Origin of the sequence: Xanthomonas sp. NCPPB 3569, assembly GCF_041475645.2 — a bacterium.
Lineage (GTDB): Bacteria > Pseudomonadota > Gammaproteobacteria > Xanthomonadales > Xanthomonadaceae > Xanthomonas > Xanthomonas phaseoli.
Genome location: NZ_CM192969.1, coordinates 1,101,032 through 1,115,704 on the forward strand (window position 1 = coordinate 1,101,032; position 14,673 = coordinate 1,115,704).

Genomic DNA, 14,673 nt, shown 5'->3' on the forward strand with positions numbered 1-14,673 from the left:
ACCCCGGGTACGCTCCTACGAGCGAGACGGCGCTTGCCTTTATTCCTTGAACATCAGAAGCGCGGCCACCAGGATCAGGCCGAACGCGGCCCAATGGTTCCACTTCAGCGACTGCCCCAGGTAGAAGGTGGAGAAACCGGCAAAGACCAGCAGCGTGATCACTTCCTGCATGCCCTTGAGTTGCGGCGCCGAATACACCGCGCTGCCCAGACGGTTGCCAGGCACCTGCAGGCAGTATTCGAAGAACGCGATGCCCCAGCTGACCAGGATGGCGATCATCAGCGGCGTGGTCTTGTACTTCAGGTGCCCGTACCAGGCGAAGGTCATGAACACGTTGCTGGCGATCAGCAGCAGGACCGGGTACAGGTAGGCGGTGAAGGGGGCAGTGGGCATGGCGGCGAGCGGCAGAGAACGGGGGCCGAAGCATAAGCCAAGCTCGTTAAGCGCACGCGACCGTGCCGCCGGGCTCGCTCTAGCGCAGCATGCCCCAGCGGCGCACCGTGGGCCGCTCGATCGCCTGGAACACCACGCCCTCCACCAGCAGTCCCAGCACGATCACCATCGCCAGCCCGGCGAATACCTTGTCGGTGTAAAGCTCATTGCGGTTCTGGAAGATGTACCAGCCCAGGCCGCCCTGGCCGGAGGTGGCGCCGAACACCAGTTCGGCGGCGATCAGGGTGCGCCAGGCGAACGCCCAACCGATCTTCAGCCCGGACAGGATCGCCGGCAGCGCTGCCGGAATCAGCAGTTGCGCCACATAGCGCGGGCCGCGCAGGCCGTAGTTGCGTCCGGCCATGCGCAGCGCGTCCGGCACCGCCTGGAAGCCGGCGTAGGTGGTCAGCGCCAGCGGCCACAGCACCGAGTGCACCAGCACGAACACCTGGCTGCCGGTGCCCAGCCCGAACCACAGCAAGGCCAGCGGCAGCAGCGCAATGGCCGGCAGCGGGTTGAACATGGCGGTCAGCGTGCCGAGTACATCGCGGCCCCAGCGCGTGGAGGCGGCCAGTGCGGTCAGCACGAACGCCAGCAGCACGCCCAGCGCATACCCCTGCGCCAGCACGCGCAACGAGGCACCCACCCGGCGCAGCAGTTCGCCCGACAGCAGCCCGTCGTAGAACGCGTGCGCGGTCTGGACTGCGCCGGGCAGCATCAGGTCGTCGCCGACCAGCCGCGCGGCGATTTCCCATGCCGCGACCAAGACCGCCAGCACCCATGCCTTGCGCAGCCATGGCGGTGCCTGCCGACGCGTGGGCGTGGTCGCGGCAACCAGGGCAGGGTCCAGCGGCGTCAGCGCCACTTCGTACTCGGGCCGTACCGGTGGAATCGGCGGCAATGCGCTTGCGGTGTTGTCGCTCATGTCAGCGCCTCGCGTTGACGCAGGGACGGGCGACGCAACGGTGCCACCTTGTCGTCGTCCAGCGTTTCGTCGGGCAGGTCGAACAGCAGCCGATGAATGCGTTGCGCGGTCTGCTGGAACGCCACGCTGCCGGCACTGTGCGGGCCAAAGGCATGCGCGTTGAGTTCGGCGCGCACCTGGCCCGGGTGCGGCGACAGCAGCAACACGCGGTTGCCGACCACCAATGCCTCTTCGATGGAATGGGTGACGAACAGTAGCGTGAAGCGCAATTGTTCCCACAATTCCAGCACCTGCTCCTGCATGCGCGAACGCGTCAGCGCATCCAGTGCCGCGAACGGTTCGTCCATCAGCAGGACACGCGGGCGCATCGCCAGGGCGCGTGCGATGGCCACACGCTGCTTCATGCCGCCAGACAAGGTGTGCGGGTAGGCATCTGCAAATCCGCCCAGCCCGACCTGCGCCAGACTTTCGTCTGCCCGCTCGCGCGCTTCGGCGCGACCGAGTTTGCGCGCCGCACGCAGCCCGAACACCACGTTCTCGCGCACGGTTTTCCATGGCGCCAACTGGTCGAATTCCTGGAATACCACCACCCGGTCCGGCCCAGGACCGGTGACCGCATGACCGTCCAGACGGATCTGTCCTTCGCGCGGGGCAACGAAACCGGCAACCGCCTTGAGCAACGTGGATTTACCGCAGCCTGAAGGCCCCAGCAGCACGAAGCGGTCGGCTTCGTGCACGTCGAAGCGCACGCGATGGGTCGCGCGCACCACGCGCTGGGCGGAGGCATATTCCAGGCTGAGCTGATCGATCTGCAGCAGGGGCATCGACATCGCTCAGCTCCCGCCCGCAATCAGCGGGTCGTCGAAAAAGTAATCGCCCACCTTGCCCGGCGCCTGCTTGATCGCCCCGCTGTGCTGCATGAACTTGCCCAGCCCCAGCGTGTTCTGCGGTGCCACGGTGAACTGCACCTTGGGGTCCTTGAGGATCTGCAGCACCAACGCGCGGTCGATGCCCGAGCCATTGCGGCGCAGGAAAATGTCTGCCGCCTGCTCCGGATGGGCAGTGACGAACTTCGCTGCCTGGTCCAGGGCCGCGACAAACGCGCGGTAGGTCTTGGGATTGTCCTTGCGGAATTTTTCGGTGGCATACAACACCGTTGCCGACGACGGCCCGCCTTCGATCTCGTAGGAACTGGTGACGATATGCGCGGCCGGGTTACGCGCCAGTTCCTGCTCCTGAAACGGCGGGCTGGCGAAATGCGCGGTGATTTCGGTGCGGCCACGGATGATCGCCGCGGCGGCATCCGGGTGCGGCAACGCCACCTGCAGCGCGTCGAGCTGATGGGTGCCCTTGTCGCCCCAGCGTTGTTGCGAGGCATGCTGCAGAAACCGCGACTGCACCGAGACACCCGTTGCCGGCACCGCAATGCGGTCCCTTGGCGTGAAATCGCCGATGGACTTGATGCGCGGAGCGTTGCTGATCAGGTAGTACGGGAAATTGCCCAGCGATGCGACACCACGGACATTCTGGCGGCCGCGCGTGCGGTCCCAGATCGTGAACAACGGCCCGACACCGGCACCGGCGATATCGATCGAACCGGTCAACAACGCATCGTTGACTGCCGCCCCGCCGGAGAGCTGCAGGAACTGCACGTCGATATCCACACCGGCGGCCTTGCCCTGCTGTTCGATCAACTTTTGGTCCTGCGCCACGTCCAGCAGCAGGTAAACGATGCCGAATTGCTTGGCGATCCGCAGCGTGCCTTCGGCCTGCGCCTGCGCGCTGTGCACCAGCGGCAGCGCGGCCAACACCAGCAGCGCGATGCGCCGCGAAAAACGCCGGCGCGGCGCAGGAGCGTGGGAAGAGACAGTCAAACGCATGCGGCGCTCCAGTCGAGAAGGGGAGGGAACAGGTGCAGGCTCAGAACGGCGCATCGCCTTCGATGGTGGTGCGGTTGAGCCGACGGCGCAGATGATCCGGCGTGCCCGCAGCCAGATGCATCACCGAACGGTTGTCCCAGAACACCATGTCGTGCGCCTGCCAGCGATGCCGATACACCAGCGCAGCATGCGTGGAGTGTTCGAACAACCTCTGCAATAGCGCGCGGCTCTCGTCCTCGGACAAGCCGACGATGCGAGTGGTGAAATGCTCGCTGACGAACAGCGCCTTGCGGCCGGTTTCCGGATGCGTGCGCACCACCGGGTGCTGCACCGGGGTGACCTCGGCAATCTGCTCCGGGCTCAATGCCGGGCGCCACGGATTGCGGGCGCGCAACTCCTCGTACTTGGCCAGATAGCTGTGTTCGGCACGCAGGTCCTGCACCGTGCGTTTGAGCGATTCGGGCAGCGTTTGCCATGCCAGGTGCTGGTTGGCAAAGAGGGTGTCGCCGCCTTCGCTGGGCAGCTCCTGCGCATGCAGCAGCGATCCCAGGCTCGGTGTTTCCTTGTAGGACAGATCCGAGTGCCAGTAATGCCCGGCATCGCCCAGCCCGATCGGCTCGCCGTTCTCCTTGATGTTGGACACCACCAGCACTTCCGGGTGCCCGCGCAGTTGAAAGTTGCGCAGCACGTGGATCTGCAGCGGCCCGAAGCGACGGCTGAATTCCACCTGCTGCGCCGGTGTGATGCGTTGATCGCGAAACACCAGCACGTGGTGATCCAGATACGCACGGTGGATACGCGCGAAGGTGGCCGCATCCAGCGGTTGCGCAAGGTCCAGACCGATCACCTCGGCGCCCAGCGGAGCGTCGAATGGCACGATCCGGACGCTGGAGGTCTGCACGGGGGAAGACGCATCGCGCGGCGTGTGCACACGCGTTGCGGAAGTGATGCTGGCCATGACGTGGCACCTCGACGGCAACGAAAGGCCGCCTGGGCCGGCGGCCGGACACACCACTCTAGGCAGTCGTGCCACCGCTGCGAACGTACGATTTGCAAGGTACTTATGCGCTGCAGACATATGCAGCGCTCACCGACGCGCGAGGCCTCTCGCGCCGGTCGCCACAGCGTCCGTTGCCTGGCGTGCAGCACCGCCACCAAGCCACCCGCCGCATGCCGTTACCCGCATGCGACGGGTGTTACCCGCACTTACTCGCTCCGCAATGCCAGCGCCGGCGGCGTGGACAGGATGCGCCGGGTGCCCGACCAACCCGCCAACAGACTCAACGCCAACCCGAACGCGCCGCCGAGCAGCAGGCGCGGCCAATCGGGCGTCAACGCCATCTCGAACGCCTGCTTCCCCACGACCGCGCCGATCACGGCCGCAGCGGTCACCGCCAGTGTCGCCGCCAGCACGCCGAGCGCGCCGAATTCCACCAGCACCGCCCCGCGTAACTGGCCACGGCGTGCGCCCAAGGTGCGCAATACCGCGCTATCGTAGCGGCGTTCGCCGGCGGTGGCCTGCAACGCGGCCAGCAACACCAGCACGCCGGCCAGCAGGCTGAAGCCCATCACCAGTTGCACCGCCTGTGCCACCTGGTCGATGACCTCGCGCACGCGGCCCAGGATGGCATCGATATCCAGCAGCGAAATGTTCGGATAGTCGCGACTCAGCGCCGCCAGCTTGGAGGCATTGCCCGGCGGCAGGTGGAAGGCCGAAATCAGGTTGTACGGCGCATCGCCGACCGATCCTTGATTGAGCAGCAGGAAGAAGTTGACCCGGAACGAATCCCAGTCGGCCTTGCGGATGCTGGTCACGGTGAACGTGCGTTGCTGCTCGCCCAGCAGCAGGGTGATGCGATCGCCCAGCTTGAGCTGGCAGCGCTGTGCCCAGCCTTCTTCCACCGAGGCTTCCGCCGCGGTGCTGTCGGCCGCCCAGAACTTGCCCTGCAGCAGCGTATTTGCCGGCGGAAACGCGTGGCACCAGGAAAAATTCACCGGGCGGTTGTCGCCGTCGCCATCGTCGGCCGGGTCGCGGTCGCCACGCACCGGCGGTTTGTCGTTGATGGCCACCAGGCGCCCGGTGGAAAACGGCTCCACGGCCGCATCATTCACCCCCAGGCCGCGCAGCGTCTGCAGCACCGGCTGGGTTTGTTCGGGCTGGATGTTCATCAGGAAGTAGTTGGGCGTGTCTGCCGGCAGGCGGTCGCGCCATTGAGCGAGCAGGCCCGGGCCGACCACTGCCAGCAGCAACAGCGCGCACAACGACAGCGACAGCCCGACCAGTTGCACCACGCTCAGGCCGCGGCGCCGTGTCAGCGAGGCCAGGCCCAGTTTCCAGGCACCGCGCAGGCGGTGCTGGATCGGCCGCAGCAACGCGAGCAGGCCCAGCCCCAGCAACATCGCCACCAGTGCCAGCGCGGCCAGGCCGCCCAGCACCCAGCCGGCCAGCACCAGATTGCCGGTGGCATAGACGGTGAGCGCGAGCGTGGCGGCCAGTGCTGCGCCGTACACCAGCAACGAGCTGGGCGGCACGGCAGCAAAGCTGCGGTTGAGCACGCGCATCGGCGGCACGTTGCGCAGCCGCAGCAGCGGCGGCAGGCCGAAGCCCAGCAACAGCACCAGGCCGATGCCTGCACCGGCCAGGGCAGGGGTGGCCTGCGGCAGCGGCAGCCGGTTCGGGATCAGGCTGCCCAGCGCCTGCACCAGGCCTTCCTGCGCGAGCATGCCAAGCCCGATACCGACCAGGCAGGCCGGAATCGCCGTCAGCAGCAGCTGCAGCGACAGCATCGCCAGGATGTCGCGCTGGCGGGCACCCAGGCAGCGCAAGACCGCCACGGTGTCGATGCGTCGCATCGCGAACCGGTTCGCCGCCAGCGCAGTCGCCACGCCGGACAACAGCACGGCCAGCAATGCCGACAAGGCCAGGAAACGGCCGGCGCGATCGAACGCTGCACGCATGCCGCGTTGGGTGTCTTCGATACCGACCAAGCGGTACTCGCTGGCGCGGGGTTTCAACCAGGCGCGCAGATCGGCGATGGCATCCGGTGCGCCGGCGAACATCAGCCGATAGGAAGCGCGGCTGCCGGGGCCGAGCAGGCCGGCGCCGTCGATATCGGCGCGATTGACCAGCAGCGGCGGCGCGAGCTGCATCAGCTCACCGGAGGCATCGGGCTCGGCGCGCAACACGCCGGTGATGGTCAGATGGCCGGCACCGAATTCCAGCTGCTCGCCCACGTGCAGGCCCAGTGTTTCGAGCAGGCGCGGATCGGCATAGGCCTGGCCCGGCGGCGGTGCGCTGGCGGCGCGACCTTCCGTGCCGGTGCCGTCCCTGGACACCAGCAACTGCCCGCGCAGCGGGTAGCCGGCGCCGACGCCGCGGATATTGGCCATCTGGCTGGCATCGCCATGGAACAACACGCTGGGGAAGCTGACCATGCGCGTGCTCTGCAGGCCGCGCCGTTTGGCTTCTTCGGCAAAGTCGGCCGGGATTTCCTGCCGCCCGGTCACGCCCAGGTCGCCGCCAAGCACTTCGGCCGCGCTGGAGGTCAGTGCGAGCGTCACCCGGTCGACCAGGGTGCCCACTGCGGTCATCACCGCCACGCCCAGCACCAGCGCGGCGAACACGGTCAGCAGGTCCCCGGCCAGGAATTCGCGGCGCACCGCGCGCGCGGCTTGTCGCACGACGTTCATGCGGCCGGACCGGTCTGTGCGTGCAGGCGGCCGCTGTCGATGCGGTAAATATGGCGACAGCGCTGCGCCAGCGTCATGTCATGCGTGACCAGGACCAGCGTGGTGTCGCTGGTGGCGTTGAGCGCGAACAGCAGGTCGCTGATCTGCGCACCGGTGGCCTGGTCGAGGCTGCCGGTGGGCTCGTCGGCGAACAGGATGCGCGGGCGGGCCACGAAGGCGCGCGCCAGCGCCACGCGTTGCTGCTCGCCACCGGACAGCTGGCGCGGATAATGCCGCGCACGTGCGCTCAGGCCCACGGCCTCCAGCACCTCGCGCACCCGCGCCGGATCCTCGCGCCCGGCCAGTTCCAGCGGCAATGCGATGTTTTCTTCGGCAGTCAGCGCCGGCAGCAGGTGAAAACTCTGGAACACGAAGCCGACGTCGCGGGCGCGTAGCGCAGCGCGCGCTTCTTCGTCGAGCTGGCCCAGGTCCTGGCCCGCCAGCGCGATGCTGCCGCGGCTGGGCAGGTCAAGCCCGGCCAGCAGGCCGAGCAGGGTGGTCTTGCCGGAACCGGACGCGCCAACGATGGCGATGCTGTCGCCTTCACTGACCGTCAAGCTCACGTTGTCGAGGATGTGGAGCGTTCCCTCCGGGCCACTGACGGACTTGCCGACCTCGCGAACGTCGATGGCGGTGCGGGTGCTGGAGCGGGGGGCCAGACTGTCGATGAGGAATCTCCGAATGCGTGAAAGAACACTGCGATATGGCGTACTGGCCCTGTGGCTGCTGACACTCTCCCTGCTTGCGCCGGGGATTGCCTCTGCCAAAAGTCCGGTCGCCACCGCGCCGATCCTGGTCGTCGGCGACAGCCTGAGCGCTGCGCACAACATCCCGGTGCAGTCCGGCTGGGTGATCTTGCTGGACCAGCGCCTGAAGCGTGACATGGCGACGCCCCCGGCAGTCGTCAATGCCAGCATCAGCGGCGAAACCACCTCCGGCGCGCTGACCCGGCTGCCGGGCCTGCTGGAAAAGCACCGCCCCGGCGTGGTGGTCATCGAGCTCGGCGGCAACGACGCGCTGCGCGGGCTGACCCCGGCCCAGCTCAAGGGCAACCTGGAAAAGATGATCCAGCTCAGCCAGCAAGCCGGCGCCAAGGTGCTGTTGCTCGGGATCGACGTGCCGCCCAATTACGGCCCAGCCTACCGCGAGCGGCTCAAGGCGACCTATGCGGACCTCTCCAAACAGTACAAGACCGCGCTGGTGCCGTTCTTTTTGGAGAAGGTCGCGCTGCAGCCTGGCCTGATGCAGGCAGACGGCCTGCATCCCACCGCCGCCGCGCAACCGAAGGTGCTGGAGACGGTATGGCCGGCGTTGCGCCCGCTGCTCGGCCGCTAACGACGGGGCAGCGCAAAACGTTATCCAGTCTTCACGCCCTTTCCACCGTCGATCCGGCATGTTTCACAAAGCTGAAGACCGAGGAAAGTCCATGCGTCAGACCAAGGAAACGTCCGGCCTCGTGCTGGTCGTCGAAGACAACCGCAATATCTCCGAAATGATCGGCGAGTACCTGGAAGGCCGTGGCTTCGAGGTCGACTACGCGCAGGACGGCCTGGATGGCTACCGCCTTGCCGCGGAGAACAGCTACGACGTGGTCGTGCTGGATCTCATGCTGCCACGCCTGGACGGCATCGAAGTGTGCCGCCGCCTGCGTAACGACGCACGCAAGTCCACCCCGGTGTTGATGCTGACCGCCCGCGACACGCTGGACGACAAGCTCACCGGCCTGGGCTTTGGTGCCGATGACTACCTGACCAAGCCGTTCGCAATTCAGGAACTGGAAGCGCGCCTGCGTGCCCTGATCCGCCGCGAGCGTCGCCAGGTGGGCTCGGAAGTGCTCAAGGTCGCCGACCTGGTGCTGGACCCGGTGAGCATGCGGGCCACCCGTGCCGGCACCGAGCTGCAGCTCTCGCCGATCGGCCTGCGCTTGTTGACCATCCTGATGCGCGAATCGCCGCGCGTGGTCACCCGCCAGGAAATCGAGCGCGAAATCTGGGGCAACGGCCTGCCGGATTCGGACACCCTGCGCAGCCATCTGTACAACCTGCGCAAGATCATCGACAAGCCGTTCGACCGTCCGCTGCTGCACACCGTGCAGAGCGCCGGCTATCGCATCGCCGACATCGCCCAACCGATGGCGTGATGTCATGTGCCGGCCGCCGTTCTGGCGGCCGGCTGCCTGCGGTGCAGGCGCTCGCGCGCCGATCGATCTCCTGTGCCGCCGGCTGGTTGCACGAAGGACTCACGGAAGCGTTGCCTATACTCCGGCGCTCTTCCCTGGATGCAGCAATGCCACACGGGCTCCCGAGAAAAATACGTCTCGCCTTCCTGCTGCAGGTCGCGCTGGCGAGCCTGGCGCTCGTGCTGGCCGGGTATCTGGTGTCGTTCGTCATCAAATACAGCCTGGTGCGCACCGTGCTCGCCGACGAAGCCGTGCATTTCTGGCAGATGCAAAAGAGCGTGCCGGACAACCGGCCACCGAATACGCGCAACATCCAGGGCTATTTTTCGCCTGCCGGTGCTGCCCCCGCCGCTGCGCCGGCCGCGCTGCGCCACCTGTCTCCGGGTTTCAGCGAAGTGGCTGCTGCCGATGCGCTGGTGTATGTCGATCAGCGCCCGGAGGGGCGGCTGTATCTGGTGTTTCCGCGCTCGCGTGCGGCGCATCTGACCTTGTGGTTCGGTGTGGTGCCGGCAATCGTGGTGCTGGTGGCGATCTATGGCGTGTCCTGGTTCACCTATCGGGTTTCCAAGCGGCTGGTCTCGTCCATCAGCTGGCTGGCGCGGCGTGTGTCGCATTGGGATCCGCGCAACCCGGATGTGGACGAACTGGCTCCGGAGCGGCTGCCTGCCGAATTGCAGGGCGAAACACGCCAGTTGGCCGCCGCGCTGCATGCGCTGGGGCTGCGCGTCAGCGAGCATGTCGCGCGCGAACGCAATTTCACCCGCGATGCCAGCCATGAATTGCGCACTCCGCTCACGGTGATCCGCGTGGCCAGCGACATGGCCTTGGCCGACGACGAATTGTCCGCACGCACGCAGCGCAGCCTGCGCCGCATCCAGCGTGCCGGCCACGATATGGAAGCGGTGATCGATGCGTTCCTGATCCTGGCGCGCGAGGCAGAGATCGACCCGCAAAGCGAAAATTTCGATGTGGCCGAGCTTGCCAGCGAAGAACTGGAAAGTGCGCGCGAACTGCTCGGCGACAAACCGGTGTCGTTGCGCATGGTCGGCGACCGCAGCCTGCAGATGTTTGCTCCGCCCAGGGTCATGCGGGTGGTGCTCAGCAATCTGTTGCGTAACGCCTGCGCGTACACCGATACCGGCAGCATCGAGGTCGAGGTGACCCACGACCGTATCGTGGTCCGCGATACCGGCATTGGCATGAGCGAAGAGGCGCGTGCCCGCGCGTTCGAACCGTTCTTCCGCGCCGATCCCACCCGCCCGCAAGGCACGGGGCTTGGCCTGTCGATCGTTCGTCGGCTGTGCGATCGCTTCGGCTGGCGTATCGAACTGCAGAGCGAAGCCGGGGTCGGGACGTCAGTGGCGGTGATCGTCGCCTAAGGCGGTACTCGGGGGTCCTGGCGCGTGCTGATAACGCCCTGCTGCCGGCCAATAGCCAGGCAGCATGGCAGGAAGACGACGAACGGCTGCTGCACGTGCGATTGGCTAACTGCTTCAATCACTTTACTGGCCGCTCGGTAGCCGGAACGCTCGACGTGGTGCCAGCAGTGCAGCGCCCGGCGAGTGCACTCCTGCAGCGTGTTTAGCGACGTTGCAGATGCTTGGCATCGCCGGTATCTCTCGCGCACCGCAAACGCCATCGCCGCGGCCGAAATCGCAGACGCCTACGGCAGTCGTGTGTGAGAACAGGGCCGGCAGCCTGCCGCCACGATAAAAACGCGCTGCCATGGAGCGGCAGCCAACCTCGCGCCTGCAGCCGGCCGATCCGGCGACAGGCGTGCCGGATCGGCTCGGTTGCGTTCTAGCGTTGTTCCAATACCGGTGCCACGACCTTGCGCCAGATCGCGTACCCATCGGCCGTCATATGCAGCCTGTCGGCGCGGAACAGTTCTGCGCGCGGCTTGCCGCTGGCGTCGAGCATCGGAGTGTAGATGTCCACGAAGTCCACCCGCGGCAGCGGGGCGAGCGCGTCCTTGATCAGGCGGTTGGCCGTGATTACCGCCGGCAGCAACTGCGCGCGCGACGGGCTGGGCTTGATCGACAGATAGCTGATGCGTGCCTCGGGCAGGTCGCGGCGTACACGTGCAACGAATGCCAGCACGTCATCGCGCACCTGTTCGGGCGTGCGGCCGCTGTTGAGGTCGTTGTCGCCGGCATACAGCACCACCTGGCGTGGCGCATATGGAATCACGATGCGGTCTGCGTACCAGGTGCTGTCGCGCACTTCCGAGCCGCCGAAGCCGCGATTGATCACCGGTTTGCCCGGGAAATCCTGCGCCAATGTCTCCCAGAACCGGATCGACGAGCTGCCGACGAACACGATGCCGTGCTTGGGCGGAGGCTGGCGCGCATCGCTCTCGGCGAAGCGTTGCATGTCTTGTTCCCAAGCGGCATTGGAAACCTGGGCCGGCACGGCCGGAGCGGTGTGCAGGGCGTCGGCGTACGCATGGCCGGACAGAAGGGCGAGGGCGCACAGCACGCTGCGCAGGCGATGGATGGTCATGCAGGAACCTTCAACAGTGAAGCGGGCTCCCATGGTGCGCCAGGCTGGAAGCTGAGGGCAAACCTGCCGGCAGCTGGCGGGGCGGGGCGCCACGGTGCAAGATTCGCACTTTCCCCAGCAGCGACCATGCCATGCGTTCGACTTGTTCCCCTCTTCGCCCCTGCGGCAGGACGCACTGACGCATGGCCGATCAATTGGGGCACGTCCCGCGCGGTCCGCGCCGCATGCTCAAGGCGGCGATCTGGTCATGGCAGGGATTGCGCGCGGCGTGGCTGCACGAATCCTCGTTCCGCCTGGAGGTCTGTCTGGCAGCCGTGCTGGTACCGCTCGGTCTGTGGCTCGGGCAGTCGGGACTCGAGCGCATTGCACTGATTGCACCACTCTTGATCGTGTTGGCGGCCGAACTGCTGAACTCGGCCATCGAAGCGGTGATCGAACGCTACGGCCCGGAACATCACATATTGGCCGGGCGTGCCAAGGACATGGGTTCGGCGGCGGTGTTCGTGCTACTGATCAATGTGCTGCTGTGCTGGGGATTGATCCTGCTGCCGCGGCTGTGGTGACGCGCGGCAGGCAGGGCGAACCGGGCGGGGAGGTGTGCATGCGGGCTTGACTTGGCACGTGGCATGCTCGGGCTCTCTTCCAACGGAATCGCCTGCATGCCTGTCCTGATTCGCGCCCTGGTGTTGCTGATCCTGACCGCGTCGCTGTCCGGTTGCGGCTATAACGCGATCCAGCAGAAGGAAGAAGGCGTCAAGGCCGGTTGGTCGGAAGTGCTCAATCAGTATCAGCGCCGTGCCGATCTGATTCCCAACCTGGTGCGAACGGTGCAGGGCTACGCCCAGCAGGAACGCCAGGTCCTGACCGAGGTGACCAATGCGCGCGCGCGCGTCGGCCAGATCCAGGTCAACGCCGATGACGAAGCGTCGTTGAAGCAGTTCCAGCAGGCACAAGGCGAATTGGGTAGCGCGCTGTCGCGGTTGTTGGTGGTCAGCGAAAACTATCCGCAGCTCAAGTCGGACCAGTCGTTCCGCGATCTGCAGGTGCAGCTGGAAGGCACCGAGAACCGGATTACGGTAGCGCGTGGCCGCTATATCCAGACCGTGCAGGACTACAACACCTACATTCGCTCATTTCCGCAGGTGATCACGGCCAAGATCTTCGGATATCAGCCCAAGCCCAATTTCAGCGTGGAAAACGAAGCGCAGATCTCGCGGGCCCCGCAGGTGGATTTCGGTACGCAGCAGGCGCCGCAGCAACAGCCCGTGCCGCGGCCTGCGCAGTAATCAGCTGCTCTACGTGTCCGGCGCCTGTGCAGTCGTCGCCAGCAAGCGCAGTACGCGCTGTCGAACGACGCACGGGCACCTGCCACGGCAACGCCTGCCAAGGTGCACATCGGTCCGAATCTGCAGGCCAGACCGACAGAGGCGAGCGCTGGCTTCTCGCCCATCGGGGAGGGGGTGAAGGGAAGGCGCCAGAGCGTGCAGTCGTTCCGACCACCCGTGGCCTCGCTTCGGGCGCACCCTCTCTGCAAGAGGCAATGTCCTGCAGTGAGAAGGAATCGCAAACCCAGCGCTGATCGACGGTCAGCGCACATCAGCTAGGAGTCGGCAATGCGGCGATTGTGTGTGCGAGTGGTGTGGATGATGGCGTTGCTGCTGCTGCCGGCATCGCTGCTGGCGCAGGAGTTGGCTGCCATCCCGCCGCTGCGGTCGCCGGTGGTCGACGTCACCGGCACCCTGGATGCGGCGCAGATCCAGCGACTGGAGCAACAGGCGCTGGCCTTGCAGCAGCGCAAGGGCGCGCAGCTGCAGATTTTGATCGTGCCCACCACGCAGCCCGAAGCGATCGAGCAATACGCCCAGCGCGTGTTCGACCAATGGAAGATCGGCCGCCAGGGCGTGGACGACGGCGTGCTGCTGCTGGTGGCCAAGGACGACCGTCGCGTGCGCATCCAGCCAGGTTACGGGCTGGAGGGCGCCATTCCGGACATCACCGCCAACCGCATCATCCAGGAGTATCTGGCGCCGAGCTTTCGCGAGGGCGATTACGCGGGCGGCATCACGGCGGCGACCGCAACACTGGCCGGGCTGATCGAGGGCGAGGCCCTGCCGGCGCCGGTCAGCGGGCACGCCGATGGCGGCAACGGCACGGGCGGCGGTGGCTGGATCATGGCGCTGTTTATCGGCTTCGTGGTGGCGATGGTGGCGCGCGGCATCCTGGGCGCGCTACCGCGCCCGCTGCGCGCGGTGCTGACCGGCGTTGCCGCTGGCGGCGCGGCATTGCTATTGACGTCGTTGCTGTTCGCCAGCGCAGGTGCGGCGGTGATCGGTCTGCTGGCTGGCTTGGCCTCCGGCTCGCCGGGCCGCTTTGTCGGTGGCGGTGGCTGGGGTGGTGGCGGCTTCGGTGGATTTGGCGGCGGCGGCCGTGGCGGCTTCGGCGGTGGTGGTGGTTGGGGCGGTGGCGGCGGGTCATCAGGAGGCGGTGGCGCCTCGGGGAGCTGGTAATGCGGTGGCTCAGGCATCTTTTCGCGCCCTCGGCGCAGCGCATCTTTCCAGCCGCATGCATGGATTCCATTGCGGCGGCGGTGACTGCGAGCGAGCGCTCGCACACCGGCCAGATCATGGTCGCGGTCGAGGCCGACCTGCCACTGCAGGCATTGTGGCGCGGACACAGTGCACGCCAGCGCGCCGAGCAGGCCTTCGCGCAACTGCGGACCTGGGATACCGAAGCCAACAACGGGGTGCTGATTTACCTGCTGCTGGCCGACCACGCCATCGAGGTGGTGGCAGACCGCGGCCTGCGCAGCCGGGTGCCGGAAGCGTGTTGGGCAGAGGTGTGTCGGCGCATGCAGCAGTTCCTGCGCGAAGGCCAGCACGAAGCGGCGGTCCTGGCCGGCATCGAGGCGGTGACCGAGCTGTTGGCCGAGCATTTCCCGGCCCCCGCCGGCGCGCAGCATGAAGACGAGCTACCTGACCGGCCGCGGATCTTAGGCTGAGCGCGTACGAGGTGTCAGAATAGCGGCC

At 66.7% G+C, this 14,673-nt stretch carries 15 protein-coding genes; 7 read left to right on the forward strand and 8 right to left on the reverse strand.

Features of this window, described 5'->3' with window-relative positions:
• Positions 1–39 precede the first annotated feature (39 nt).
• The 7 genes from ACCQ03_RS04570 to ACCQ03_RS04600 all read right to left on the reverse strand — a co-directional run bounded on the left by ACCQ03_RS04570 (position 40) and on the right by ACCQ03_RS04600 (position 7,523).
• Entirely contained in the window at positions 40–393 is a 354-nt protein-coding gene (locus tag ACCQ03_RS04570) for a DMT family protein (RefSeq protein ID WP_031421165.1), read from the reverse strand.
• A 79-nt stretch (positions 394–472) separates the two neighbouring features.
• The gene (locus tag ACCQ03_RS04575) at positions 473–1,357 is read right to left on the reverse strand and encodes an ABC transporter permease (RefSeq protein WP_057677918.1); all 885 of its coding nucleotides are present in this window, start codon (positions 1,355–1,357) and stop codon (positions 473–475) included.
• The gene (locus tag ACCQ03_RS04580) at positions 1,354–2,187 is read right to left on the reverse strand and encodes an ABC transporter ATP-binding protein (protein WP_057677917.1); all 834 of its coding nucleotides are present in this window, start codon (positions 2,185–2,187) and stop codon (positions 1,354–1,356) included. Before ACCQ03_RS04580 ends, ACCQ03_RS04575 begins: the two co-directional genes overlap by 4 nt.
• Positions 2,188–2,190: 3 nt before the next feature.
• Positions 2,191–3,237 carry an ABC transporter substrate-binding protein gene (locus ACCQ03_RS04585; RefSeq protein ID WP_057677916.1) on the reverse strand — a complete coding sequence of 349 codons (1,047 nt, stop codon included), beginning with the start codon at positions 3,235–3,237 and terminating at the stop codon, positions 2,191–2,193.
• 40 nt (positions 3,238–3,277) lie between these two features.
• Positions 3,278–4,195, reverse strand: a complete 918-nt coding sequence (locus tag ACCQ03_RS04590; protein WP_057677915.1) for a TauD/TfdA dioxygenase family protein — start codon at positions 4,193–4,195, stop codon at positions 3,278–3,280.
• A 248-nt stretch (positions 4,196–4,443) separates the two neighbouring features.
• Positions 4,444–6,927, reverse strand: a complete 2,484-nt coding sequence (locus ACCQ03_RS04595) for an ABC transporter permease (protein WP_209225667.1) — start codon at positions 6,925–6,927, stop codon at positions 4,444–4,446.
• Positions 6,924–7,523, reverse strand: a complete 600-nt coding sequence (locus ACCQ03_RS04600; RefSeq protein ID WP_020372742.1) for an ABC transporter ATP-binding protein — start codon at positions 7,521–7,523, stop codon at positions 6,924–6,926. Before ACCQ03_RS04600 ends, ACCQ03_RS04595 begins: the two co-directional genes overlap by 4 nt.
• A gap of 109 nt (positions 7,524–7,632) precedes the next feature.
• Between ACCQ03_RS04600 and ACCQ03_RS04605 the strand changes: the two genes are divergently transcribed.
• The 3 genes from ACCQ03_RS04605 (at position 7,633) to ACCQ03_RS04615 (ending at position 10,524) form a co-directional block, all read left to right on the forward strand.
• Positions 7,633–8,301 carry an arylesterase gene (locus ACCQ03_RS04605; protein ID WP_209225788.1) on the forward strand — a complete coding sequence of 223 codons (669 nt, stop codon included), beginning with the start codon at positions 7,633–7,635 and terminating at the stop codon, positions 8,299–8,301.
• Positions 8,302–8,392: 91 nt separating this feature from the next.
• Complete coding sequence (locus ACCQ03_RS04610; RefSeq protein ID WP_002811889.1) at positions 8,393–9,106, forward strand: response regulator transcription factor; 714 nt, start codon at positions 8,393–8,395, stop codon at positions 9,104–9,106.
• Positions 9,107–9,252: 146 nt separating this feature from the next.
• Entirely contained in the window at positions 9,253–10,524 is a 1,272-nt protein-coding gene (locus tag ACCQ03_RS04615; RefSeq protein ID WP_209225665.1) for a sensor histidine kinase, read from the forward strand.
• A gap of 421 nt (positions 10,525–10,945) precedes the next feature.
• Here ACCQ03_RS04615 and ACCQ03_RS04620 read toward each other — a convergent pair whose 3' ends face one another.
• Positions 10,946–11,647, reverse strand: a complete 702-nt coding sequence (locus tag ACCQ03_RS04620; RefSeq protein ID WP_057680060.1) for an SGNH/GDSL hydrolase family protein — start codon at positions 11,645–11,647, stop codon at positions 10,946–10,948.
• Positions 11,648–11,829: 182 nt separating this feature from the next.
• Here ACCQ03_RS04620 and ACCQ03_RS04625 point away from each other — a divergent pair, with 182 nt between their 5' ends.
• The 4 genes from ACCQ03_RS04625 (at position 11,830) to ACCQ03_RS04640 (ending at position 14,645) form a co-directional block, all read left to right on the forward strand.
• Positions 11,830–12,210, forward strand: a complete 381-nt coding sequence (locus ACCQ03_RS04625; RefSeq protein ID WP_017157322.1) for a diacylglycerol kinase — start codon at positions 11,830–11,832, stop codon at positions 12,208–12,210.
• Positions 12,211–12,306: 96 nt separating this feature from the next.
• Entirely contained in the window at positions 12,307–12,933 is a 627-nt protein-coding gene (locus ACCQ03_RS04630) for a LemA family protein (protein WP_057680129.1), read from the forward strand.
• Positions 12,934–13,260: 327 nt separating this feature from the next.
• Positions 13,261–14,154 carry a TPM domain-containing protein gene (locus ACCQ03_RS04635; protein ID WP_057687015.1) on the forward strand — a complete coding sequence of 298 codons (894 nt, stop codon included), beginning with the start codon at positions 13,261–13,263 and terminating at the stop codon, positions 14,152–14,154.
• Positions 14,154–14,645, forward strand: coding sequence for a TPM domain-containing protein (locus tag ACCQ03_RS04640; RefSeq protein ID WP_057680137.1), 492 nt, complete (start codon positions 14,154–14,156; stop codon positions 14,643–14,645). Before ACCQ03_RS04635 ends, ACCQ03_RS04640 begins: the two co-directional genes overlap by 1 nt.
• Positions 14,646–14,673: the final 28 nt, after the last annotated feature.

Excerpts from the sequence above, each read along its gene's own strand:
- ACCQ03_RS04575 (WP_057677918.1), bottom strand. The coding sequence starts at position 1,357 with ATGAGCGACAACACCGCAAGCGCATTGCCGCCGATTCCACCGGTACGG.
- ACCQ03_RS04610 (WP_002811889.1), top strand. The coding sequence starts at position 8,393 with ATGCGTCAGACCAAGGAAACGTCCGGCCTCGTGCTGGTCGTCGAAGAC.
- ACCQ03_RS04630 (WP_057680129.1), top strand. The coding sequence starts at position 12,307 with ATGCCTGTCCTGATTCGCGCCCTGGTGTTGCTGATCCTGACCGCGTCG.
- ACCQ03_RS04570 (WP_031421165.1), bottom strand. The coding sequence starts at position 393 with ATGCCCACTGCCCCCTTCACCGCCTACCTGTACCCGGTCCTGCTGCTG.
- ACCQ03_RS04605 (WP_209225788.1), top strand. The coding sequence starts at position 7,633 with ATGAGGAATCTCCGAATGCGTGAAAGAACACTGCGATATGGCGTACTG.
- ACCQ03_RS04595 (WP_209225667.1), bottom strand. The coding sequence starts at position 6,927 with ATGAACGTCGTGCGACAAGCCGCGCGCGCGGTGCGCCGCGAATTCCTG.
- ACCQ03_RS04635 (WP_057687015.1), top strand. The coding sequence starts at position 13,261 with ATGCGGCGATTGTGTGTGCGAGTGGTGTGGATGATGGCGTTGCTGCTG.
- ACCQ03_RS04585 (WP_057677916.1), bottom strand. The coding sequence starts at position 3,237 with ATGCGTTTGACTGTCTCTTCCCACGCTCCTGCGCCGCGCCGGCGTTTT.
- ACCQ03_RS04615 (WP_209225665.1), top strand. The coding sequence starts at position 9,253 with ATGCCACACGGGCTCCCGAGAAAAATACGTCTCGCCTTCCTGCTGCAG.
- ACCQ03_RS04620 (WP_057680060.1), bottom strand. The coding sequence starts at position 11,647 with ATGACCATCCATCGCCTGCGCAGCGTGCTGTGCGCCCTCGCCCTTCTG.
- ACCQ03_RS04625 (WP_017157322.1), top strand. The coding sequence starts at position 11,830 with ATGGCCGATCAATTGGGGCACGTCCCGCGCGGTCCGCGCCGCATGCTC.
- ACCQ03_RS04640 (WP_057680137.1), top strand. The coding sequence starts at position 14,154 with ATGCGGTGGCTCAGGCATCTTTTCGCGCCCTCGGCGCAGCGCATCTTT.
- ACCQ03_RS04590 (WP_057677915.1), bottom strand. The coding sequence starts at position 4,195 with ATGGCCAGCATCACTTCCGCAACGCGTGTGCACACGCCGCGCGATGCG.
- ACCQ03_RS04580 (WP_057677917.1), bottom strand. The coding sequence starts at position 2,187 with ATGTCGATGCCCCTGCTGCAGATCGATCAGCTCAGCCTGGAATATGCC.